23 protein-coding genes are annotated in these 22,527 nt (G+C 72.2%); 8 read left to right on the forward strand and 15 right to left on the reverse strand.

All coding sequences use genetic code 11. From position 1 onward, the window contains the following. The first annotated feature begins 45 nt into the window (after positions 1 to 45). Positions 46 to 435: a DUF2237 family protein gene (locus IE331_RS13200; protein WP_192143869.1), complete on the forward strand. Its 390-nt coding sequence runs from the start codon at positions 46 to 48 to the stop codon at positions 433 to 435. 3 nt (positions 436 to 438) lie between these two features. On the opposite strand, the gene IE331_RS13205 is transcribed toward IE331_RS13200, so the two are convergent. The 8 genes from IE331_RS13205 to IE331_RS13240 form a co-directional block, all read right to left on the reverse strand. Continuing rightward, positions 439 to 1,365: a hypothetical protein gene (locus IE331_RS13205; protein WP_192143870.1), complete on the reverse strand. Its 927-nt coding sequence runs from the start codon at positions 1,363 to 1,365 to the stop codon at positions 439 to 441. Between the two features lie 101 nt (positions 1,366 to 1,466). Continuing rightward, positions 1,467 to 2,084 (reverse strand): excalibur calcium-binding domain-containing protein, encoded by a 618-nt coding sequence (locus IE331_RS13210; protein ID WP_201931768.1) that lies wholly within the window; start codon positions 2,082 to 2,084, stop codon positions 1,467 to 1,469. 134 nt (positions 2,085 to 2,218) lie between these two features. Next, on the reverse strand, positions 2,219 to 2,626 hold the full coding sequence (locus IE331_RS13215; RefSeq protein WP_192143872.1) for a homing endonuclease associated repeat-containing protein: 408 nt from the start codon (positions 2,624 to 2,626) through the stop codon (positions 2,219 to 2,221). A gap of 53 nt (positions 2,627 to 2,679) precedes the next feature. Next, positions 2,680 to 3,081, reverse strand: a complete 402-nt coding sequence (locus IE331_RS13220) for a DUF2695 domain-containing protein (protein ID WP_192143873.1) — start codon at positions 3,079 to 3,081, stop codon at positions 2,680 to 2,682. A 70-nt stretch (positions 3,082 to 3,151) separates the two neighbouring features. Further along, the gene (locus IE331_RS13225) at positions 3,152 to 3,334 is read right to left on the reverse strand and encodes a DUF1918 domain-containing protein (RefSeq protein ID WP_192143874.1); all 183 of its coding nucleotides are present in this window, start codon (positions 3,332 to 3,334) and stop codon (positions 3,152 to 3,154) included. 72 nt (positions 3,335 to 3,406) lie between these two features. Continuing rightward, the gene (locus IE331_RS13230) at positions 3,407 to 3,763 is read right to left on the reverse strand and encodes a TraR/DksA family transcriptional regulator (RefSeq protein WP_192143875.1); all 357 of its coding nucleotides are present in this window, start codon (positions 3,761 to 3,763) and stop codon (positions 3,407 to 3,409) included. 45 nt (positions 3,764 to 3,808) lie between these two features. Further along, positions 3,809 to 4,981: an ABC transporter permease gene (locus IE331_RS13235; RefSeq protein WP_192143876.1), complete on the reverse strand. Its 1,173-nt coding sequence runs from the start codon at positions 4,979 to 4,981 to the stop codon at positions 3,809 to 3,811. Next, the gene (locus tag IE331_RS13240) at positions 4,978 to 5,862 is read right to left on the reverse strand and encodes an ABC transporter ATP-binding protein (protein WP_192143877.1); all 885 of its coding nucleotides are present in this window, start codon (positions 5,860 to 5,862) and stop codon (positions 4,978 to 4,980) included. Before IE331_RS13240 ends, IE331_RS13235 begins: the two co-directional genes overlap by 4 nt. Before the next feature lie 139 nt (positions 5,863 to 6,001). Between IE331_RS13240 and IE331_RS13245 the strand changes: the two genes are divergently transcribed. Together IE331_RS13245 and IE331_RS13250 are read left to right on the forward strand one after the other, a co-directional pair. Further along, entirely contained in the window at positions 6,002 to 6,388 is a 387-nt protein-coding gene (locus tag IE331_RS13245; RefSeq protein ID WP_192143878.1) for a VOC family protein, read from the forward strand. Between the two features lie 103 nt (positions 6,389 to 6,491). Continuing rightward, a complete protein-coding gene (locus tag IE331_RS13250; protein WP_192143879.1) occupies positions 6,492 to 7,847 on the forward strand; it encodes a helix-turn-helix domain-containing protein in 1,356 nt (451 codons plus the stop codon). Between the two features lie 31 nt (positions 7,848 to 7,878). On the opposite strand, the gene IE331_RS16785 is transcribed toward IE331_RS13250, so the two are convergent. The 4 genes from IE331_RS16785 to IE331_RS13255 all read right to left on the reverse strand — a co-directional run bounded on the left by IE331_RS16785 (position 7,879) and on the right by IE331_RS13255 (position 10,042). After that, entirely contained in the window at positions 7,879 to 8,001 is a 123-nt protein-coding gene (locus tag IE331_RS16785; RefSeq protein ID WP_263863363.1) for a hypothetical protein, read from the reverse strand. A 123-nt stretch (positions 8,002 to 8,124) separates the two neighbouring features. Continuing rightward, on the reverse strand, positions 8,125 to 8,247 hold the full coding sequence (locus tag IE331_RS16790) for a hypothetical protein (protein WP_263863363.1): 123 nt from the start codon (positions 8,245 to 8,247) through the stop codon (positions 8,125 to 8,127). A gap of 70 nt (positions 8,248 to 8,317) precedes the next feature. Next, the gene (locus IE331_RS16795) at positions 8,318 to 8,440 is read right to left on the reverse strand and encodes a hypothetical protein (protein ID WP_263863364.1); all 123 of its coding nucleotides are present in this window, start codon (positions 8,438 to 8,440) and stop codon (positions 8,318 to 8,320) included. A gap of 594 nt (positions 8,441 to 9,034) precedes the next feature. Continuing rightward, positions 9,035 to 10,042, reverse strand: coding sequence for an AraC family transcriptional regulator (locus tag IE331_RS13255; RefSeq protein ID WP_192143880.1), 1,008 nt, complete (start codon positions 10,040 to 10,042; stop codon positions 9,035 to 9,037). 95 nt (positions 10,043 to 10,137) lie between these two features. Here IE331_RS13255 and IE331_RS13260 point away from each other — a divergent pair, with 95 nt between their 5' ends. The 3 genes from IE331_RS13260 to IE331_RS13270 are packed head-to-tail and all read left to right on the forward strand — an operon-like array spanning position 10,138 to position 13,196. Continuing rightward, positions 10,138 to 11,121 (forward strand): NAD(P)-dependent alcohol dehydrogenase, encoded by a 984-nt coding sequence (locus tag IE331_RS13260; protein WP_192143881.1) that lies wholly within the window; start codon positions 10,138 to 10,140, stop codon positions 11,119 to 11,121. A gap of 27 nt (positions 11,122 to 11,148) precedes the next feature. Continuing rightward, a complete protein-coding gene (locus IE331_RS13265) occupies positions 11,149 to 11,928 on the forward strand; it encodes a DUF4386 domain-containing protein (RefSeq protein ID WP_192143882.1) in 780 nt (259 codons plus the stop codon). 26 nt (positions 11,929 to 11,954) lie between these two features. Then, the gene (locus IE331_RS13270) at positions 11,955 to 13,196 is read left to right on the forward strand and encodes an alpha/beta hydrolase family protein (RefSeq protein WP_192143883.1); all 1,242 of its coding nucleotides are present in this window, start codon (positions 11,955 to 11,957) and stop codon (positions 13,194 to 13,196) included. A gap of 248 nt (positions 13,197 to 13,444) precedes the next feature. On the opposite strand, the gene IE331_RS13275 is transcribed toward IE331_RS13270, so the two are convergent. From IE331_RS13275 to IE331_RS13285, 3 genes are all read right to left on the reverse strand, one after another. Beyond that, on the reverse strand, positions 13,445 to 16,375 hold the full coding sequence (locus IE331_RS13275; RefSeq protein ID WP_192143884.1) for an MFS transporter: 2,931 nt from the start codon (positions 16,373 to 16,375) through the stop codon (positions 13,445 to 13,447). A 216-nt stretch (positions 16,376 to 16,591) separates the two neighbouring features. After that, positions 16,592 to 17,587, reverse strand: a complete 996-nt coding sequence (locus tag IE331_RS13280) for an NAD(P)-dependent alcohol dehydrogenase (RefSeq protein ID WP_201931769.1) — start codon at positions 17,585 to 17,587, stop codon at positions 16,592 to 16,594. A 25-nt stretch (positions 17,588 to 17,612) separates the two neighbouring features. Then, the gene (locus tag IE331_RS13285; protein WP_192143885.1) at positions 17,613 to 18,254 is read right to left on the reverse strand and encodes a DJ-1/PfpI family protein; all 642 of its coding nucleotides are present in this window, start codon (positions 18,252 to 18,254) and stop codon (positions 17,613 to 17,615) included. A gap of 97 nt (positions 18,255 to 18,351) precedes the next feature. Between IE331_RS13285 and IE331_RS13290 the strand changes: the two genes are divergently transcribed. After that, a complete protein-coding gene (locus IE331_RS13290) occupies positions 18,352 to 21,066 on the forward strand; it encodes a helix-turn-helix transcriptional regulator (RefSeq protein ID WP_192143886.1) in 2,715 nt (904 codons plus the stop codon). A gap of 91 nt (positions 21,067 to 21,157) precedes the next feature. Beyond that, positions 21,158 to 22,498, forward strand: a complete 1,341-nt coding sequence (locus tag IE331_RS13295) for an alpha/beta fold hydrolase (RefSeq protein WP_192143887.1) — start codon at positions 21,158 to 21,160, stop codon at positions 22,496 to 22,498. Positions 22,499 to 22,527 lie beyond the last annotated feature (29 nt).

Genomic DNA, 22,527 nt, shown 5'->3' on the forward strand with positions numbered 1-22,527 from the left:
CCGCCCCCAGGCGCACGGACCCGGCGACATGTCAGGCTGGTGGGCGTGACCGAACACAACGTCCTCGGCGGGGAGCTCGAGTCGTGCGGCACCGACCCGCTGACCGGCTTCTACCGCGACGGCTACTGCACGGTGGGCCCCGAGGACGTCGGCGTGCACGCGGTCTGCGCCGTGATGACCCCCGAGTTCCTGACGCACCAGGAGTCGGTCGGGAACGACCTGTCCACCCCGCGACCGCAGTGGCACTTCCCGGGCCTGCGCCCCGGGGACCGCTGGTGCGTGGTGGCGATGCGTTGGCTCCAGGCGTACGACGCCGGGGTGGCCGCGCCAGTCGTGCTCGCCGCCACCCACGAGCGGGCGCTCGAGCTGATCCCGCTCGACGTGCTGGTCGCGAACTCGGTCGACGTCCCGCCGGACCTCAGCTCGCTGGAGTAGGGCTCAGTCCGTCGGGACGAAGCCCGAGTAGGCCGGGTGCGCCGACAGGTCGACGGCGTGGAGCGCCCGGGTCCGCCCACGTTCCTTGACCACGATCTCCGGGTCCAGCGTGCTCAGGATCTGCCAGGCCGATCGGTTCCAGTCCACGCCAGGGAGCCCCTCCCGACGAATGCCGACTCCGAGGAGGAACTCCCCCGTCTCGGGCTCTCGCACCACGATCCGCACCGCGCGCAGCCCGACCCCGGTGGCGAAGGACTGCTTGGCCACGAGCAACACCCTCGCGGCGAGCAGATCGTGATGGATGTCCGCGGTCTCCGTCTTGTTCAGTCTGGCGGCGCCGAGTGCTCCGCCCGCCGTCACCGTCGGCTTGTGCGTGGGCATGTCCGTCACGCCAGGGCCGATCACGATCAGTCGGGTCTCGTCGCCATGAGCGGAGAACGACTCGACGGGGGCGCCGGTCGACCTGAACGCCATGTCGAGGGCGCTGCACAGAACTCGTACGTCGTTGTCTCGCAGCGACGCCCAGTGCGCGTCCAGCCGAGCCTGCTCCGCTCGTCCCTCTTTCTCCCTGAGGGTCAGGAGGTCAGTCGCCCAGCGTTCGGCCCGGGTGCGGGCCGCCGCCCTCGCCTGTTTGCGGCCGGAGCGGTCCCACCACCTCACGCGCTTGAACTCCTGCTTCTCTGCGGCCGCGAGGAGGTGGCGGAATGGGGCCAGCTCCGGGACCGGCGCCCGCCCCCTCTCGACCGTGGGGAACACCGCCCGGTGCAGCCCCGAGATCTGCTCGAGCCTTCGCTGGGCCTCTCGGTGGAGCTCGGCACGTTGGTCGGTGGTAGCGCTGGCGCGCGACGAACCCTTGGTCGAGAGCGACTCATAGACGGTCACTGGTCCGGCCCCGGTGGACACGCCGGTCCCGCCGCCGACGACGTGCATGCGCAGCGCCCGTGGCCCGACGTGCGCCCGGACGCCTCGCAGGCTGGTCGATACGCGTAGGCCGGGCGCGACGCGGACCGAGGAGAACAATCGCCCCACGACTAGAACTCGCAGACGATTCCGTCGTTGTCGTTGTCTCTGTACCAGTCGTACTCGGGGTCCTTGCCTCGGACGTACTCGCCGTAGCCCGCGTCATTCGCCTCGTAGCAGTAGCTGAACCGTGGGTCCGTTCCGGTGCTGGCGGCCGGAGCTGGCGCCTTCGGCGCAGGTGCAGGTGTGGGTGCGGGTGCGGGTGGCGCCAGTGCAGCAACACGAGCCCGCTCCTTGCTGAGCGCCTGGGCGACCGCCTTGGCCAGCGACGCCTTGGCCTCCTTGCGTGCCGACACGAGGGTCCGTCGCACCGCCTTGACCTTGTCGGTCTTCTGCTCCACGACCTGCTCCTGCTTGTCCAGCAAGTCGTCGCGCTCCTGGATCTCGTCCTGGAGCTCCTCAGTTGCTTCGTCGACTGCTTGCTCGACCGACGCCGAGCTCACGGCGTCGGGGGTCGAGGCCGCGGCAGGACGAACGTCCTCGCTTGTTCCCGAACCACTGGCTCCGACGACTAGCCCGAAGACCCCGGCTGCCAGCCCGACCTTGAGGCGACTCCAGAACGGTGGCTTGGCGGCTGGGAAGTAGCCGGGGTACTGCTCCAGCGATGGTCCGTTCGATGAATCTGCCATGGGAACTCCGAGAGGCGCGTAGTGGGGACCCCTCCTGTGTAAGCCATGCGGCTCGAGCGCGCAGCAATTCGGCGACATTGGAGTTGCCGACCCACGCGGGAGTAGGCGGGACGCAGCGGCGGCCACACCTCCGCCTACGACCGGCCCTGCCTCTCGGCGAGCTCCTTGAGCTCGGCCCACCGCGGGAAGGAGTTGCGGATCGTCGGTCCGCTGGGCACGCCCTCGGTCTCCCGCGCCCACGCCGCGTAGTCGTTGTAGGTGCCGCGAGCGCCCGGCGAGGCCAGGTAGGTCGCGACATGGGCGACCAGCTCCGCCTCGCTCCAGCGGCGGGACCAGGAGCGGCTGGCGTTCGCCTTGACCCCGGCGGCCTCGCAGGCCGCCGACCAGCTGCCGAACCGGCGGACGACGAGCTGGCCGGATGCGCCGCCGTGCTCCGTGCGGTGCCGGTCATAGCCGAGCACGGTCAGCGGCTCGCCCAATTCCGCCGCGGCGGCACGGACGCCGGCGAGCAGCTCGGCTTCGGTGTAGCGCTGGACGGCCATGGCCAGCATGGTTCCACGTCACCGACCGGCAACCGACCGTGCCGCCCGATCCGTCAGTAGATCGGCTGGTCGCGTCGGGCCCAGCGGGCGCAGGCCCGGGCCGAGCCGCGGCGCACACCGGCGCAGCCCGGACGCCCGGACTCCGCCGACACCGGCGAGGGGTCGAGACCCGGGAGGTCGGAGGGGTCGCCGGACGGGCGGACCCGCACCAACCCGTTGAGGAAGATCTCGCAGTCGCAGAAGCCACCCATCCGCCCGAGCCGGCGCTCGAGCGCGGTGGCCCGCGGCACCATCACGTCCCGGTAGCGGCGGGCGAACCGCAGCGTGGTGTCGCACCCGAACTCCTCCAGCATCCGCGCCACGAAGCAGGCCAGACACTCACCGTCCGCCGGCCGGGTCAACACGTCCTCGCTGACGCGCACGATCCGCTCGGCCTCGTCGGCGATGCCGTCCATGCCCACCTCCTCGTCAAGGTCCTCGTCAGGGTCCCTCCACGCTAGGAGCGACCACCGACAACGGCTCCCCTCAGCCGGGCACGACGTGGGCGTCCGGCCCCGGGAAGGTCAGCCCCTCGTGCCCGTCGTCCCACCGCACGAGGAACGGCGGGCCACCGTCGCCCCCGCGCACCTCGACGATCTCGCCCTCCCGGCGAGGGCTGTCGACCTTGTTGCTCTCCGTGACCAGCCGGTCACCCACCTTGGCTTGCACGTCACCGCACCTCCTCGCATCCACCTCCCACGATGCTCCGCTCTCGGGGCGGCGGCAAGGCCCGGTCGCGTCTCAGGCGCAGGTGACGCAGCGGGTGGCGGTCGGTCTGGCCTCCAGCCGCTCGGCCGCGATGGGCCGACCGCACCCCTGACAGACCCCCCAGCTGCCGTCCGCGACCCGGGCCGCCGCGGCATCCACCTCTGCCAGATGCCGCTCGGTCTGCCGCAGCACGGTGCGCAGCTGGGAGCGCTCGAAGGCCAGCGTCGTGCCCTCCGGGTCGTGCTCGTCGTCGGCGTTGCTGTCCCGAGCGGCCGCGACCAGCTCGGCGTGCTCGGCCCTCAGGGCCGCGAGCCGACCCTCGATGGCGGCGCGTTCCTCGGCCAGCCGTGTCGTGACCCGGTGGAGGTGCTCGGGGCGGGAATCCTGCATCGGCCCAGTCTCCATGAAGCCCAGTCTCCATCAGCCCGGTCCGCGTCAGTCGCTCAGCCGGAACGCCTCGCCGTACTTGATCCGGCCACCGGTCCGCAGCAGCGTCCGCTCGTAGAGCCGGCTCCCGACCCGGACGAACGCCACCGCCGCGGCCACGGTGACCAGCACCGCGATCGCCACCTGCCACCACGGCACCTCGCCCTGGGCCATCCGGCCGGGCATCACCATCGTCGAGACGATCGGCAGCACGGAGACCACGGCCTGGACCTTGTCGCTGGCGAGGGTGGAGACGAAGTAGGGCACGATCAGGATCAGCTGACCGGGGAGGGTCGTGGACTGGAGGTCCTCCTGACGGCTGGCCAGCGCGCCGGCCACCGACCACAGCGCGGCGAGGGCGACGAAGCCGAGCACGAAGAAGGCGACGTACCACGCGACCGCCCAGCTGATCCCGGCGAGCAGCTCGCCCCGCCCGGTCACGGCCAGCCCCACGAGCCCGATCGTCACGAACAGCAGCACCTGCCCCAGCGCGAGGGCCGTGTTGCCGATGATCTTGCCCCACAGCAGCGCCCGGATCGGGACCGCGGCGGCCAGGATCTCCACGACCCGGGACTCCTTCTCCCGGGCGACGCTCTGCGCGATCGTCATCCCGAACCCCAGTGCGGTGATGAAGAAGACCAGGGCGAAGGCGAAGGCCACCCCCGAGCGGGCGGAGCTCTCCTCGGCGTTCGGGTCGAGGAGACGCTGCCCCACCTGGGTGTCGGCGTTGAGGGCGTCGAGGTCGACGTCCTGCTCGGCGGCGTTCGCGGTCAGCGCCTGCGACGCCACCGCCGAGGCGAGCGCCGCGCGCAGCGACGCACCGATCCCCTCGTCGCCGACGATCTCGTAGCCGCCGCCGGTCGGGAGCAGCGCGGCGTCCACGTCGCCGTCGCGCACCAGTGCCTCGGCCGCGTCGGCGTCGACGGCGTCGGCGGCGGTGATCTCGGCATCCTCCGAGCCGGTGCTTCGCAACGACGCCTGGGCGACGTCGAGGATCCGGGTGTCCGCGGGCTGGGTGATGGCGACGTCGTACTCCTCCGCGCCGCCGTCGACGACCGAGATCACGACGAAGAAGCCCACCAGGAACAGCATCGTGAAGATCGTCGCGCCCACGAACGTCTTGTCCCGCAGTCGCGTGCTGACCTCGCGCTCGGCGACGATCCGCCAGACCGGCGTGCTCACTGGACGGCCTCCCGGTAGATCTGGGCGAGCGGCCGGACGACCCGGGCGAACTCCGCGACCGGCGCCACCGACTGGAGCGCCCGGAGCACCTCCTCCGGCGGCCCGTCCCGCAGCTCGACGGTCGCCTCGGGGCCGCGGGCATCGAGGAGGACGACCTCCGGTACGTCGCGCAGGGTGCTCGCGTCGGCGTCTCCGGCGAGTACGACGCGGAACCGGTCGGCCTCGCGTCCGCGCAGGTCGGCCACCGAGCCGGCGGCCACGAGCCGGCCGTGGGAGAGGATCACGAGGTCGTCGCACAGGCCCTCGACGAGCTCGAGCTGGTGACTGGAGAAGAGCACCGGCATGTGCGGCGTCACCTCGTCGCGCAGCAGCGAGACCATGGCGTCGACCGCGATCGGGTCGAGACCGCTGAACGGCTCGTCCATCACCAGCGCCTCGGGCTCGTGCATGAGCGCCGCGGCGACCTGGACCCGCTGCTGGTTGCCGAGCGAAAGCGTCTCGAGCAGGTCGCCGGCCCGCTCCGCCAGGCCGAGGCGATCGAGCAGCTCGTGGGCCCGGGCCGCGGCCTCCGCGGTCGCCCGGCCGTGCAGCCGGGCGAAGTAGACCAGCTGCTCGTGCACCTTCATCTTGGGGTAGAGCCCGCGCTCCTCCGGCAGGTAGCCGATCCGGCGCCGCTGCTCCACGCTGATCGGCTCACCGCCCCAGGTGACGCTGCCACGGGTCGCGGCGAGCACCCCCACGATGATCCGCATGGTGGTCGTCTTGCCGGCCCCGTTCGCGCCGACGAAGCCGGTCATGCGGCCCGGACGGACGTCGAACGAGACGTCGTCGAGCACGGTGGTTCCGTCGTAGTCGCGGGTCAGTCCGAGAACGCTCAGCACGCCCCGACCCTAGGAGATACCGGGGGTCTGCCCCGGGATGTGCGGGCTAGGTGTCGGGGAGATGGCGGGCGGCGTCGGCCGGGACTAGCCTCGCAGGAGCAGGCCACGGCCGGCGTGGCCGATAAGGAACGAGGCCATCATGAGCGACTCGGTCGTCCACTTCGAGGTGCCCTACGACGACGCGGACCGAGCCCGGGGGTTCTACCGCGACGTCTTCGGCTGGGAGATCACGCCGATGCCAGACATCGACTACACGATCGTGCAGACCGGCGCGACCGACGAGCAGGGCATGCCCACGTCGGCGGGCTACATCGGCGGCGGGATGTTCGAGCGGTCGAGCGACATCGACCGGCCGGTGATCACCATCAACGTCGACGACATGTCCGCTGCTCTAGACCGGTTGAGCGCCGCCGGCGGCAAGCAGGTCGGCGAGACCAGCCAGGTCGCCGACATGGGCTGGGCGGCGTACTTCCACGACTCAGAGGGCAACCTCATGGGGCTGTGGCAGAGCGCCCAACCCGGCTGAGATGGTCGGTCCGGCGCGAGTTGACCGACGGATATCAGCACTCGCTTGAAGAAAACTTGACAAAAATCGCCACCTTCGCGGCTCACTAAGTCACAATGGCCAGATGGACACGCGTCAGGCTGAGTTGCTCAGCGCCATCGACCCCGCGGAGCTCGGCCGCCGACTGCGCGCTGCCCGCATCGCCCAAGGTCTGACCCAGGCGGATCTGTCCGGCCCGGGCATGTCCGTCGGCTACGTCTCGCGGATGGAGTCCGGGCAGCGTCGCCCCACCGCGAAGGTGCTCACCGAGCTCGCCGGCCGACTGGGCGCGCCCCTGGAGCAGTTCCTCGGCGGCGTCGCGCCGCGCGAGGTCGACGAGATCCGGCTGACGCTCGACTACGCCGAGCTGTCGCTGGAGTCCGGCGAGCCGGTCGAGGCCGAGGCCAAGGTCCGCGACGCCCTGGAGCGCATCCAGCCCGGCTCCCTCGAGGACCTGGCGGAGCGGGGCCGCTTCCTGCTGGCCCGCTGCTTCGAGGCTCAGGGCCTCACCGACGACGCGATCCTCGCCTACGAGGCACTGGTCAACGGCGGCGCCACTGGTCTGGTCCACCTCAAGGCCGGGATCGGGCTCAGCCGCACCTACCGCGAGTCCGGTGACCTCACCCGGGCGATCGACAACGGCGAGAAGATCCTTGCGAATCTCGCCGACACAGGTCTGGACAGCTCGGACGAGTCCGTCCAGCTGGCGGTGTCCGTGGCCTCGGCCCACTTCGAACGGGGGGACTCGGGCCACGCCGTCCGGATCTGCCGCACGGCCATCGCCAAGGCGGAGGCGCTGGGGTCGGCAACGGCCCGCGCCTCCGCCTACTGGAACGCCAGCGCCATGCAGGCCGAGCGTGGCGACGTCCGCGCCGCAGTGCCGCTCGCCGAGATGGCGCTGAACCTGCTCAGCGAGGGTCGCGACGCCCGCAACCTCTCCCGCCTCCGGGCGCAGCTGGGCCGGATGCAGCTCGCCCTCGACCCGCCGGAGCTCGAGCACGCGCGCGGCAACCTCGAGCAGGCCACGCAGGACCTCGCCTGGTCGAGTGCCAGCCCGGCCGAGTTCGCCTCGATCGAGCTGGAGCTGGCCAGGGCGCACTACCTCGCCGGCGACCTCCGGGCCTCGCGGGACCTGCTCATGCAGGTCCAGGCGGCGGTGGCCGGCGACGCGCCGCTCCTGGCAGCTGACGCCAAGGCCCTGGAGGGGCAGCTCTGCGCCTGCGCCGGTGACACCGCCGGTGCGACTGCGGCCTTCCTGCAGGCGACCCGGGTGCTCACGGGGGTCGGCGCGGACCGCGGGGCTGCTCAGCTGTGGTTCGACCTGGCCGGGCTCCTCGACGAGTACGGTCTCGCCGAGGAAGCCCGTGATGCCTACCGTCGTGCGGCGGCTTCGGCCGGTCTGCGTGCGAGGACGAGTACGCCGTCCCGCACGCTGGTCTGATCCCGAGAACCAGAAGAGACTCGCACAGGGGTCAGCAGCACCAGATGGTGCGGGACTCCTGCTTGCCGCCGGCCTCGGCGGGGGCGGCCACGCCGAGCGAGGCGATGACGGCAACGGCGGCGGCGGCGATGAACTTCGTGGTGATACTGCGCATGATTTCTCTCCTGAGAATGAGTTCGAGCGATACGTGGAGTGGGAACTGCGGCTGGTTCGCGTCCCCGGAGGATCGCACCCAGCCTGACTACTGGTCTAGATCAGCAGGTGCCGGATCGGGCGTTCAGCAGCACCAGATGGTGCGGGACTCCTGCTTGCCGCCGGCCTCGGCGGGGGCGGCCACGCCGAGCGAGGCGATGACGGCAACGGCGGCGGCGGCGATGAACTTCGTGGTGATACTGCGCATGATTCTCTCCTGGGAACGAGTGTTGGGCGATACCTGAGTTGAGGGATGCAGCTGGTGTGGCGCTGAGCGATCAGCAGCACCAGATCGTGCGGGACTCCTGCTTGCCGCCGGCCTCAGCGGGGGCGGCCACGCCGAGCGAGGCGATGACGGCGACGGCGGCGGCGGCGACGAACTTGGTGGCGATGCTGCGCATGGTGTTCTCCTGGGGAGTGAGTCGTGCTCTTCGGGTGGGGGTGAGGACAGCCCCGAGATGTTGTCCTCACCACGAATCTTCGCAAAAAGCAGACGGGCGCGATAGGGAACTGTAAAGTTCAGGCAACAAAGGTTGGCAACCCCCCATCAGCCAGCCGGCGGAACACAACAGAACTCGAGGCGTCACCCCCCCCGACGGCCACGAGCGATGCGCGGCACTCCCCCCAGCTGCGCCTAGGCCCCCCGCGTCCCCCATGGTCGCGGGGGGCTTCTGCGTTTCGGGCATGGGTCGTGTGCCTGAGAACGCCCCATAGCGCGTCGTGAGGCACACGACCGGTCGCGTCTGGCGATGCCCGCACCGCACAGCTGTTGTCGGACTCCCAATGTCCATCCAACGGCCAGCGGGACACTCGCGCGGGGTCACACTGGTTGGGGGCTGAACGGCCGACATGCTGGACTCCAAGGCGAGGGTTCACTCCGAGTGCTTTGACACGTCGGCGCGGGATCAGGCCTGCGAATAGATGCTCGTGTGCTCGCGATCCCTGTGGCGCCGGGGGCTCGCCTGCCCCCCCCCGCCGGGGTCTACGACGCTGGATCACGGCGACGCGGACGCGCTACCGCGGAAGGACAAGGGCGTCTGGTTCGTCCAGCCCTTGAAGGCCCGCTGGAACGAGCTCTGGTCGGAGAAGCCGACCAGGAACGCCACCTCGGCGAGGGAGTGACGGTTGTCGGCGAGGAGTGCCTCGGATGCCTCACGGCGAGCTCTGGTCGTGAGCCCCTGGAAGGTTTCCCCCTCCTCGGCCAGGCGTCGGTGCAGAGTGCGTTCGCTCATCCCGAGGCGGCGGGCGATCACCGACTTCTTGGGCAACCCGTCCGGGAGCAGGTCGGTGATGGTGGCGTGCACCGAGTCGACCAGGGAGCGCTCTTCCTGTTCGGACCGGAGCTGCTCGAGGTGGGCCAGCAGGAACGATGACAGACCCTGGTCCGCCAGACGGCCGCGGACGGCGAGGGTGGCTGCATCGAACTCGAGGGAGTTGCGGCGGGAGTCGTAGGTCACAGGGCAGCCGAAGTAGGAGTGGGCCTCGACGATGGACGCCGGGCGGGGGTGGGTGAAGGTCACCGCGCGCGGCACCACCCGGCGGCCTGCGGCCTCGGTCATCACCCCGACCACCGCCGCCAGGGCGCACTCGTTGGCCAGCCTGGCGCCGCGTCGAGGCGACGGTCGGGTGAGGATCAGCGTCGTCACCCGCTCAGGTTCGTCGAGCAGCTCGTACTCCAGAGTGTCGCTCAGCAGCACGATGTATCGGACCAGGCGTTGCAAGGAGTCGCGCAGCGTTTGCGCCGTCTTCAGGCCGAGCCCCATGGCGCTGAAGTCGTCAGGCTTGAGCTCAGCGGCGTACCGGTAGGGCAGGCCGTGGTCGCCGGGCACCGTGGCACGCTCGAGGAAGTCGTAGTAGTCCTCGGCGGCAACCTTCTCTGCCGACGCCCGCTGAGGGTCGACCTCCGGCGTCAGCCCGATGCTCGCCAGCAATTCCGCAGGACTGACCGGGGCGCTGGCCACGCGCGCGACCACCCGGACCACCGAGCTCCGCACGCTGCTCACACCAGAGCAGCCTAGTGACCGCGTGGCCGCAACGGTCAACGGGACGGCCGCCGATGCCAAGCCACCGCCGGCCGCAGACTTCTAGCGTCGAGGACATGGCCACCCAGCTTCCCGACACCGTTCAAGCCGTCCACCACAGCCACTACGGACCGCCCGCCCATCTCGCGCAGCGCCGAATCGCGATGCCCACACCGCCTGCGGAGCAGGTCGTCCTCCGCGTCCGCGCCGCCGGCATCAACCGTGGCGACGCGCTGGCCGTCGAGGGCCTGCCCTACGCCGCCCGGCTCTCCTACGGGTTCCCCCGACCCAAGCGCTCCGTTCCCGGCACCGACGTCGCCGGCACCGTCGTGGCCGTGGGCCGCGCCGTGACCGGCTGGCGGCCCGGGGACGCCGTGACCGGCTGGGCGAAGGGCGCCTTCGCCGAGTACACCACCGCATCGGCGTCCTCACTGCTGGCCATGCCTGAAGGCGTCACCTTCGAGGAGGCTGCGGCCACCCCCACCTCGGCAGTGACCGCGCTCCAAGCGCTGCGCGCCGGTGGTATCGCGACGGCTCGGCGGGTGCTGGTGATCGGCGCCTCCGGGGGCGTGGGATCGTTCGCGGTCCAACTCGCCGCAGCGTACGGCGCGGAGGTGACCGGCGTCTGCTCCACCCGAAACGTCTCCCTGATCCGGTCCTTCGGTGCCCACCACGTCGTCGACTACGTGACCCAGGACGTCACCAGCTGCACCGGCCACGACCTGGTCGTCGACCTCGTCGGGAAGCTGCCCCTGGTGCGCGCCCGCCGGATGGCGACGCGCGACGGCTGCTACGTCGTCGTCGGTGGCGGCACCGCGCGGACGCTCACCGGGATGCGACGGTTCGCGGCTGCGGCCCTGCTCTCACCGCTCGGACCTCAGCGGATCCGACCCCTCTTCGCGACCCCGAAGCGCGCCGACCTCGCCACGGTCCTCTCCTACCTGGCCTCCGGCCAGGTCCGCCCATTCGTCGAAGCGGCCTACGCCCTGCGCGACACCGCCGACGCCATCGACTTCGTCAGTCGCGGGAAGGCCCGCGGCCGAGTCGTCCTCGTCGCCTGAATGCCCCATCCACCATCAGGAGGAGTCATGTCAACCGCCGCCACCGCCATCGCGCAGCCCACCGCTGCACCGAACCCGACCCAGCACCCGCGGCTGCGCCGGCTCAGCAAGGTCGCCGGCGCGCTCTACCTCGCGATCTTCGTGATCTACCCGCTCTCCACGCTCGTCCGCTCCAGCCTCGTCGTGCCCGGGGATGCCGCTGCGACGGCGGACAACATCCGCGCCCAGGAGACCCTGTTCCGGTGGGGCTTGGCCGGTGAGGCCACGATCGTGCTCGTCGAGGTCGCCCTGGCCGGCGTGCTCTACGCGCTACTGCGACCCGTCAGCCGGTCGGTGTCCCTGGCCGGGGCGCTGGCCCGCGTCGCCGAGGCGGTCGTGATGGCCGCCGGCTGCCTGGCCACCGGTGTCTTCACCATGGTCGCGCTCGGCGACAGCGGCTCCCTCGCCGCCTTCGACGCCGACCAGCGCAACGCCCTGGCCCTCTTCTTCCAAGAGGCCAACGAGCACATCGTCCTGGTGTGGGGCTTCTTCTTCGCGCTCTCGCTGCTGCTCACCGGCTGGCTGGTCCACCGCTCGGGCTTCCTGCCGCGGTTCACGGGCATCCTGCTCGCGCTGGCCGGCGTCGGCTACCTCGTGCAGAGCTTCGGCACCTTCCTGGCCCCCGACCTGGCCGACACCTGGCAGCTGGTGGTGCTCGTGCTCGCCGTCCCCGGCGAGCTGATCTTCGCGCTCTGGCTTCTCACCAGGGGCGTCGACCACGTCAACTGGTCGGCTGCCGCCGACCGCGCCCGGCAGAGCCAGCTCTGACCCGCCTACACCCGAAGGAGCACGCCATGAACGCCGTCCGCCGAGCCGGCCGCTGGGCAGTCTTGTACGCCACCCTGGTCGGGATCGTGATGATCGGACTCGCGGCACACGCCGGCTCCTACCTGTTCGGGTTCACCCAACCCAGCGCTACGGCCTCCCAGGACGCAGACCCCATGCTCAGCCACGCCGCCCCAGGTCGCCACCCGGTCGGGATACGCCGGATCGGGCCCGACGACGCCCCCGTCGCGATGACCGTCTGGTACCCCGCGAGCGACTCGACCGATTCGGAGCCGGCGACGCGCTACTCCTACTCGCTCACGGTGCTCGGCACGCAGACCGCCACGGCGTTGGCGACCTACCCCGGCGTCGCCCGGCACGGCGTCGAGGCTGACCTGGCCGGCGGGCCCTACCCGCTGGTGGTGCTCTCCGCGGGGTTCGCCATCAGCCCCGCCAGCTACGCCTGGCTGGCCGAGCACCTCGCCTCCCACGGCCTGGTCGTGGTCGCACCCCAGCACGCGGAGACCCTCGACCCCTCCACCCTGTGGCGCTCCGCCATCGACCGGCCCGAGGTCGTGGCGCAGACCCGCGCGCACGTCGAGACGGCCGCGACGCCCGGCGGCGACCTCGCCGGGCTGGTCGACCCCAAGACAGTCGCCGTCGTCGGGCACTCCTACGGCGGCTACACCGCGCTCGCCGCGGCCGGTGCTCAGCTCGACCCCGACGCGTTCACCTCCGGCTGCGCCACCGCGCGCGCGGACGACGACCCGATCGTGTTCCTCTGCGACGCCCTCCAGCCGCACCTCGATGACATCGTCGTTGCCCGCACGACCGAGCCGGAACCCGTCGATGCCGTCGTCTCCCTCGCCGGGGACGCCGCCATGTTCGGCGAGACCGGCCTCGCTGCCGTCACCGCACCCCTGCTCGTCATCGGCGGAACCGCCGACCACGACTCGCCCTTCGACTGGACCACCCGACTGGCCTACGAGAGCGCCGCCAGCAGGCACAAGGTCGAAGTGTCGCTGCGGGGCGCCGGGCACTTCGTCTTCACCGGCGGGTGCGACCGCACCCGGCGGATCCTCAGGCTCGTCACGACCGGCTTCTGCGACGACCCCGCCTGGGAGCGTGCGAAGGCCCGAGCCGTCACTCAGCACTACGTCGCGGCATTCCTGCTAGCCGAACTCACCGGGGCCACCGCCGCACGGACTGCGCTCACCGACCCAGCTGAGCCGTCCGGGGTTCGGCTACGCTCCGCGGAGCCGTCGCGGTGAGCGCGACTGGGAGCTAGGCGTCCCACGGGGCATAGGTCCACCGGCCGTGGACCGAGCGGCTCCTCCGGCGGCCTCAGGTCGAGTGGGAGTCGTCCAACTCCACGGGCCACCCCTGCGCCCTTCGAGGTGTGGACCCAGTCGGCTGTGGTCCGGGTGGTGCCCCTGGCAGAGGGCCGGTCTGTCACGACTCGCCACGGTCCAGGGTGCTGACGTCGCCAAGGGCATGCACGACCGGCGGAGATCGAGAGTCACGGCCGTGCCCCCGACCGACCCAGGAACCAGGTGCGGACGATCCAGGTGGCGCCCAGCGCAGCAGCCACTGTCGCCACGAGCGCGGTCAGCGCGGGCCAGCCGTATGCCGCTGCCTCCCAGGTGACCTCCCGCCCGCCGACCAGCTGCTCGGCGAGGTGGGGGTAGAGCAGGACGACGAGCAGCACGAAGGCGTGGGGTGCCGCGCGGAGGCCGACCGAGACGGAGACGCGAGCCCGCGCCCTGCGTGACCACCGTCCGGCGCGCATGACTCCGAGCGTCCCGAGGACGGCGACGCCCACGGTCACGGCGCCCAGCAGCAGGTCGAGCCGGGTGATGTCGGCGGCCCCGGCAGGGGCAGGGTCGGTTCCCTCGATGATGCTGCTGAGACCGTCGAAGATGCGGAGCTGGTCGACCATCAGGCCGGAGCCCGCGTTGAGCAGGATCACGAAGCCGTAGCCGGTCCTTGGCAGCACCTCCATGTAGGCGCTCCAGGTGAGCAGGTTGCCGCTGTGGGCCAGTCGGGTCGGTGCGCCGGCGGGGCCGTCGGTGTCCCAGCCCAATCCATAGCCCTGCGCGCCGTCACCCGGGGTGTGCTGCTCCTCGAGTCGGGATGGGCTGAGAATGCGGGTGCCGTCGACGGCGCGGCCCCGGTTGGTCTGCACCACGAGCCATCGCGCCAGGTCGGCGGCGCTGGAGACCACGCCGCCGTCGCCGGCGTCGAACGTGCCAGGTCCGCCGACAGCGAAGGCGTGGCCCCAGCCGACCACATGGCCGTCGGCTAAGCCGGTCACCGGGTCGTCGTCGCGGTCGACGGTGGTGCTGGAGCCCATGCCGGCGGGGGCGAACACGTGGTCGTGGAGGTAAGCGTCGAAGGGTTGACCCGAGACGACCTCGATAAGGCGCGCGGCGACCTGGTAGTTGGGGTTGTGATAGCTCCACCGCGTGCCGGGCGCGGCCGCGAGCCGGACGGGGGCAAGGTCCGCCACCGCGTCTTCGAGCGTCGCCGGCTGCGGCCGCGACATCGGGTGCACCGTTGAGTCTGTGAGCCCGGATGTCTGGTCGAGCAGCTGCCGAACGGTGATGAGGGAGCCACGTGGGTCGGAGATTCGGAACTCCGCGAGGTGGTCGACGACGGGGTCGTCGAGCCCGAGGAGCCCGTCGTCGACCAGCTGGAGGACGGCGAGGGCGGTGAACGACTTGCTCAGCGATGCCACCCTGAACAGCGAGTCGGGGGTGACGTCGACACCCTCGGCGTCGTGGCCGAACCCGGCCAGGTGGACCACGCGGTTACCGTGGGTGACGGCCAGCGCGGCCCCGGGAATCGAGGCTGCCTCGATCTGCACCTGCACGTAGCGGTCCACCGCGTCGAGGTCTACGGCGTCGCGCGCGGGGGATCCCGCGGCGGCCACCGGGCCGGTGGCGTCGCTCGAGGCGATTCGGGTGGCGGCGGGCGCGAGCAGGACACCGGCCGCGGCGATGACGACCGTAGCGGCCGCGACCCGACGGGGGCGGCGCGGTGTCCCTGGGACGTCGGGCAGGGGTCGTGGCAGCAGCGTCGCCAGACCGGCGGTCGCCAGCGCGACGGCCGCGGCAGCCGTGAAGGCGGCCGCGAAGCCGGCTGGGGTGAGGGTGTCACCGGCTCCCCCGGCCGCCACGCCGAGGGAGACGAATCCCGCGGTCCCGAGGGCCGCTCCGACCTGGGTGGCCGAGCCTGCCATGCCCGATGCCAGGCCCGTGTGCTCCGGCGGGACTGCCGAGGTGATGGCCATGGTCGTCGGGGTGAAGCTGAGCGCCACCCCGACGGCGACCAGAACGAGTCCGGGCAGGACGGAGACGGCGTACCCCCCGCCGCCGGGCGCTTGGGCGAGCCACAGGTGGCCGGCGGCCAGCACGAGGAGGCCGGTGATCATCGTGCGTCGTACGCCGTGCGCCCGGAGGAGGCGTGGCAGTGCGACGAGGGAGACCACGAACACCGTGGCCGAGGTCGGCACCATCGCCAGGCCGGCACGCATGGGAGCCAGGTGCAGCGCCTGCTGCAGGTAGAGGGCGGTGAGGACGAACGTGGAGGCCCGGGCGGCGCCCCCGAGCAGCGCGGCCCCCACCCCGAGGGAAAGCGTGCGCGAGCGGAACAGCCCAAGCGGCACCAGGGGCTGGGCCGAACGGCGCTCGACGCCGAGGAACGCCAGGGCGGAGGCGGCGGCGACGGCGACCGCCACCAGGACCGGCGCCGTGGCCCACCCCCGCTCAGCGGCGTCCAGGACTCCGTGCACCAGGGCGATCGTCGCGGCCGCGAGGAGCACGGCCCCCTTGGCGTCGAGGCCGGCGTGGGTGGGCTCGTCGTCGGCCGGGAGCACCCGTCGCGCCGCGACGGCCGCGACGAGTGTGATCGGGACGGTGACCAGGAAGGTCGCGCGCCAGCCCAGCGACCCGGCGAGGACTCCGCCGGCGACGACGCCGGCGGCGCCGCCGACCGCCGAGGCTGCGCTCCACATCCCCATGGCCCTGGCCCGAGCGGGTCCGGGGAAGCTGAGCACCAGCAGGGAGAGGGCCGCGGGGCTGAGCGCGGAGGCGCCCACGCCCTGGACGGCACGGGCCGCGATCAGCAACCACGCGTGGTCCGAGGCCGCGGCCAGCAGTGTCCCGACGGTGAAGACCGCCGAGCCGACGACGAACATCCGTCGGCGTCCGAGAAGGTCCGTCGCCCGACCGGCCAGAAGCAGGAGCCCTCCGAAGGCGAGGGCGTAAGCGTTCACGACCCAGGTCAGCGCCACGGGCCCGGTGGTCAGGTCGGCCTGGATGGACGGGAGCGCGACGTTGACGATGGAGACGTCGAGCATGACGACGAGCTGGGCGGAGACGAGGAGCGCCAGCAGGGTGCGGTGGTGGGTCATCACCGGGTCGCCCCCCGCGGTGTTGTGCGGCCGCATCGCGGGCAGTGGCTGCGCGACACGTGGTCGAGGTCCTGGCCGCACCAGCAGGTCGTGGCGACCTGGGTTGCGCGGGGGTGGTCGGGGGCGGCGATCGTGCTGATCGTGAGAGTCGCATTCATGGTTCCTTCACCTCGGTCGTGGTGGGGCTGTTCGATGGGTCCACGGTCCTGCGATTCCGCGCCGGTCGCGCCGGTCGAATGACCGGGATCCCGGTCACTTCCGCACGGAGATGGCGACCTTGCCGCGCACCCGCCCGGTCTCGAGCTGGTGGACGGCGAGCGGGGTGTCCTCGAGCGGGTAGCTGCGGTCGAGGGCCGGCACGATCCGGCCCTCCTCGATGAGGCCAGCGAGGCGGTTGTAGTCGCTGCCGCGCTCCTTGGCGACCAGCAGCGCGAGCCGTTGCCGGACGAGCCTTGAGAGCATCAGCCCGCGAACCTGCCTCCCCATCCCCAGCAGGGCGCCGGCGTCCTCACCGCCGACGAACACCACCGTGCCGCGCGGCCGGAGTGCCCGGCGCAGGCGCCGGAGCGAGGAGTTGCCGGCGATGTCGAGCACGAGGTCGTAGCGGTGGGTCCCGTTGGCGAAGTCCTCGCGGTCGTAGTCGAGAACGTTGGCGGCGCCGAGGGAGGTGACCAGGTCGGCCTTGGCGGCACTGCAGACGCCGGTGACCTCGGCGCCGAAGGCCTTGGCGAGCTGGACGGCGTAGCTGCCGACCCCGCCGGACGCCCCTACCACCAGCACGTTCTGGCCGGGCTGTACCCCGCCGACGTCGACCAGGGCTCGCAGCGCTGTGCCCGCCGAGACGGGTACGACGGCCGCCTCGAGGAAGGTCAGGTTGGTGGGCTTGTGGGCGAGCCGCGTCTCGTGGGCCACGGCATAGTCGGCGAACGAGCCCGGGGCGACGCCGTAGACCTCGTCGCCGACGGCGAAGCGGGTGACCCCGGCGCCGGCCTCGACCACGATGCCGGCGACGTCGCGGCCGGGGACGGGGTTCTTCGGGCGGGTCAGGCCCATCGCGAGCCGCATGGCGTACGGCTTTCCGGTGAGCAGGTGCTCGGTGCCGCGGTCCAGCCCGGCGGCGTGCACCTCGACGAGGACCTCGTGGTCGCCGGGTGAGGGCCGCACGATGCGTGCGGTGCGGAGCACCTTGGAGGTGCCGTAGCGGTCGTGGACGACGGCGCGCATCGTGCTGTCGGCTGTGGTGGTCATGGTTCAGTCCTTGTCGGTCGAAGGGTCAGACGGGGGGCAGCGGGTTGTACTGGATCTCGCGTCGCACCTCGCGTGCGCGGTCGACACCTGCCAGGCGGGCCACGAGGTGCAGGGCCATGTCGATGCCGGCGCTGACGCCTGCGCTCGTCACGAGGTCGCCGTCGTCGACGAAGCGGGAGGCCACGTCGGTGATCACTGTGGGGTCCAACTCGGACAGCAGATTGAGCGACGCCCAGTGGGTGGTGGCCCGGCGCCCGATGAGCAGCCCGGCGGCGGCGTAGACGAGGCTGCCGGTGCACACCGAGGCCATCAGCGGGACCGTCGCGCGTTGGCGGCGTACCCAGGCGAGGTGGTCGCTGTCGTGCAGCATCAGACGCGTGCCGGGGCCGCCGGGGTGGACCAGAACGTCCATGTCGGGTGCGTCGGCGAAGGAGTGGTGGGCTCCGAGCTCGAGGGTCTTGGCCCCGGCGACGGGTCGGCCGTCGAGGGAGAGGCAGAAGGCGTCCCACCCGTCCTGCGGATGTTGCTGGGTCCAGGTGGACAGCACCTCCCAGGGGCCGACGGCGTCGAGCTCCTCGACCCCGTCGAACACGAGGACCCCGATCTGGCGTCGTCTGCCCGCTGGCCACGTCGGCTCGTCGGCGGTGTGGTCGTAGGCATCAGTCATGTCGAGAAGCCTCGGGCCGGCCGGCCGGGGTCGCCCCGGCCAAAGTGCCGGGATCTCACCGCTCCTCGCCAGTCGTCGGGCGGTGTAGGTTTCGAGCGTGCTGGTCGGCCGTGAGCCGGAGCAACAGCTCCTGGAGGTGCTCCTCGACGAGGCCCGACAGGGCTCCGCCGCAGCGCTCGTCGTCCGCGGCGAGCCGGGGGTCGGCAAGTCGGCACTCCTCGGGGCCCTCGTCGCCGCGGCGGGTGACCTCACGGTGCTCACCGCCCAAGGGCTCGAGGCCGAGGCCCCTCTCGCATTCGCAGCCCTGCACCGGCTGCTGCGACCCCTCGACCGGCTCCGGGCGGGCCTGCCCGCACCGCAGGCCCGCGCCCTTCGCATGACCTTCGGGGAGGAGGAGGGCGACGCCGTGGAGCCGTTCCTCGTCGGCGCCGCAACCTTGTCGCTGCTCACCGCCGCGGCCGAGGAGGACCCGATGCTGTGCGTCGTCGACGACGCACACTGGCTCGACGCGGCCACCTCGGGCGCTCTGCTGTTCTGCGCCCGACGGCTAGGGGCGGACCGAGTGGCGATTGTGCTTGCCGCCCGCGAGGGCTCCTGGGGGAGCTTTGACCCCCAGGGCATCCGCGAGATGACCCTGACCGGGCTCGCACCAGAGGCGTCCCGAGCGCTGCTCCGGGCCCACCGGGGCGAGGCCCAGCCCGCCGTCGAGGACCGGATCATCAGCGAGACCGGCGGCAACCCCCTCGCACTACTGGAGCTCCCCACCGAGCTCACCCCGGAGCAGCTCAGCGGTACCGACGTCCTGCCGACCCAGCTCCACCTCACCGCCCGCGTCGAGCAGATCTTCCTCGACAGGGCCCGCCGGCTCCCGGAACCGGTGCAGACCGTGCTGCTGCTCCTCGCCGCGGACGACAGCGGCGATGAGGAGGTCGTGCGCCGCGCCGTCACCGAGCTCGGGCTGCTCGAGGCGCACGTCGACGCCGCGCTCGACTCCGGCCTGCTCCGGCGCGGTCCGTCATCCCTGGCCCTGCGACACCCGCTGGTCCGGTCCGCGCTCCACCAGACCGCCAGCGCCGGGCAGCGTCGCCAGGTCCACGCGGCCCTCGCCACCTCGCTCGCCGGTGCGGGAGACCCAGACCGGGAGACCTGGCACCGCGCCGCAGCAGCCGACGGACCGGACCCACTGGTGGTGGCCGCGCTCGAGCAGGTCGGCAGTCGCGCGCAACGACGGGGAGGGCACGCGGCCGCCCTGGCGGCGTACGAGCGCGCAGCCGGCCTCAGCGACGATCCCACCCGCCGGACCTCGCTCACCTTCGCCGCGGCCAGGAGCGCTTGGGCGTGCGGCCAGGCGACCCACGCCCAGGGCCTGCTGCAGCGGGTGCGCGTGGCGACGACGGACCCCCGGCTGCAGGCCGACGTGGCGCGGCTGCGCGGCCACATCGAGGTAAATCTCGGTTCCGCGCCCGAGGCGCACCGGATCTTCGTGGAGGCTGCCAACGCGGTCCACGGCGACGACCCGGGGCGCTCCCTCGACATCGCCGTCGCCGCTGCCGTCATGCGGACCTTCGGCGCCGACAGCGGCACCCCGCTCCGGGTCGCCGACGCGCTCGGCACCCCGACTTCGGGGGACGACATCCGCACCGGGTGCCTGCGCCACCTGCTGGTCTCGATGACCCGGGTGTCGGAGGGCGACCGGGCGGCTGCCGTCGACGCCCTCGACCAGGCCCTCGCCCTCGGTGAGCAGATCGACGACCGCGACCTGCTGTGGAATCTCGGGAACGCGGCCCTCCAGCTGGGCGACGACTCTGCGCAGCAGCACTTCTACGGCCGGGCGCTGGCCCGGGCGCGCGAGGCAGGCGCCGTCACGGCGGTGATCTACTGCCTCCAGCGGCTGTGCTTCAGCCACTACCTGGCCGGCAACCTCGTCGCGGTCCGGAGCAGCGCGGAGGAGGCGATCTCGCTCGGGCACAGCATCGGCCAGCCCGCGATGACCGCTCCCCCGGTCGCGTGGCTCGCGCTCCTCGCGGCCGTCCAGGGCAGCGACGACCACGACCGTCACCTCGCCCGGCTCGACCAGCTCGTCGCCTCGTACCCGCTCGGCATCCTGGACGATCCCGTGCACGACCTCGGCCGGTGGGCACGCGGACTGTGCGCGGCCGCCGGGGGCGATCACGCCGGCGCGTTGCACCACCTGTCGAGATTCCGCATGCCCGTCCTGCAGCGCATGTCCGTCACTGAACGCGTCGAGGCCGCCGTCCGGGCGGGGGACGACGAGTCCGCCCGCCGCTGGGTCGAAGAGCTGGCCGCGTTCGCCGCCGACACGCACCGACCCTGGGCCCTGGCCGCGGTGTCGCTCGGGCGCGCGCTGACGACCGTTCACGGCGCCGAGGACCACTATCGCGAAGCACTCACCCATCACGCGGATGCCGCGCGGCCGTTCGATGCGGCCCGGGCCCACCTGGCGCTCGGCGAGTGGTTGCGCCGCAGCCAGCGCCGCGTCGACGCCCGGCAGCACCTGCGCGAGGCCCTCGACACCTTCCATGACCTGCGGGCCGAGGCCTGGGCCACGCGTGCTGACCAGGAACTCCGGGCCTCCGGCGAAACTGCCCGCAAGCGTGACCCGTCGACGCTGGTCAAGCTCACCCCCACCGAGCTACAGATCGCCCGCTTGGTGACCACCGGCCTGTCCAACAAGGACGTCGCAGCCCAGTGCTGGGTCTCACCGCGCACGGTGGCCTTCCACCTGCGCAACGTCTTCACCAAGACAGGCATCACCTCCCGGGGGGAGCTCGCCCAGCTCGACCTGAGGTGACCCGGATCCCGGCCATCTGACCGGGGTGACCGGGCCAGCGCGAGACCACGCTCGTGAGCAGTGCACCACCACTGCGAGAGCGAGGTCCCCGATGACGACGTACGCACCACCGAGCGACGCGACCCAGGTGCGCGGCAGGCGCACTCGCTCCCTGACGGCCGCCTTGGCGGGATCCCTGGCGGCCGGCGCGGCTGCCGCGCTGGCCCTGGCCCTCGTCGTCTTCCCGGGCGCGACCGAGTCGGTGGTGACCGGCTCACTGCTCTTGGGCTTCGCCGCCGGCTGGGCGGTGCTGGTCGCAGCCGCACGTCGTACCGGCCGCCCGCAACCGTGGGCCCGCGTCCCCGCGGCCGTGATGGCCGTGACCGGCGCCGGGCTCGTCGTCCTCTCCCCGGGAGCCGGCGCGATGGCACAACTGAGCTGGGTCTGGCCCCCGGTGCTGATGGCGCTCGCCGCGTGGACCTGGATCCGGGGGCGCCGGCACCTCACCCGTCCCGCGCGCTGGCTCCTCGCGCCGGCGGTCACCGTCCTTGTCGCAATCGCCGCGGGCGGGGTCGTGGCCGGCGTCCACGAGTCCCGCATCAGGGACGCCTACCCGGCCCCAGGGAGCCTCATCACCGTCGCCGGCCACCGCCTCCACCTCGACTGCCGCGGTACGGACGCCCCCACCGTCGTTCTGCTCAACGGCCTCGGCGAGTTCTCCGGGTCGTGGGCCCGCGTGGTCGAGCAGCTCGGCGACGCGACCCGAGTATGCGCCTACGACCGCGCCGGCCAGGGCTGGAGCGACGAGGCCAGCGAGCCCCAGGACGGAGTCGCGGCCGCAGCCGACCTGCACACGCTGCTCGACCGCGCCGGGGAGGCAGGCCCCTACGTCCTCGTCGGTCACTCGACGGGCGGCCCCTACGCCCTCACCTACGCCGCGCAGTACCCGGGTGAGGTCGCCGGGATGGTGCTGCTCGACAGCTCCAGTCCCCGCCAGCTCACCGCCATGCCGGACTATCCGGTGCAGTACGCCCTGATGAGACGGGGCCTGGCCCTCGTTCCCACCCTGGCCCGGATCGGTCTCGGGCCCGTGCTCACCCCGACCTCCGGCCTGTCCGGCGCTGCGGCCGAGTTCGCGCGCGCCCTCGGGTCCACCGTCCGAGCCAAGCGCACCGCTCGCGACGAGCTGACCATGGTCCCGTCCGTCTTCGAGCAGGCCGACCAGCTCACGACCCTGGATGACCGCCCCCTGGCGGTGGTCACGGCCTCGGAGAACCTCACCACCCCGGGCTGGCCGGGTGAGCAGGAGCGGCTCGCTCAGCTCTCGAGCGACAGCACCCACACGACCGCAGTGACCACGCACCAGGGCCTCCTCGAGGACGCCCCCGGCGCCACAGCGTCGGCCGCCGCCATCAGCGCCGTCGTACAGGCCGTCGCCGCCGCAGCCCCCTGACGCCTGAGCACCACCCCGATCCGAACTGA

This window comes from Nocardioides donggukensis (assembly GCF_014842875.1).
Taxonomy (GTDB): domain Bacteria; phylum Actinomycetota; class Actinomycetes; order Propionibacteriales; family Nocardioidaceae; genus Nocardioides; species Nocardioides donggukensis.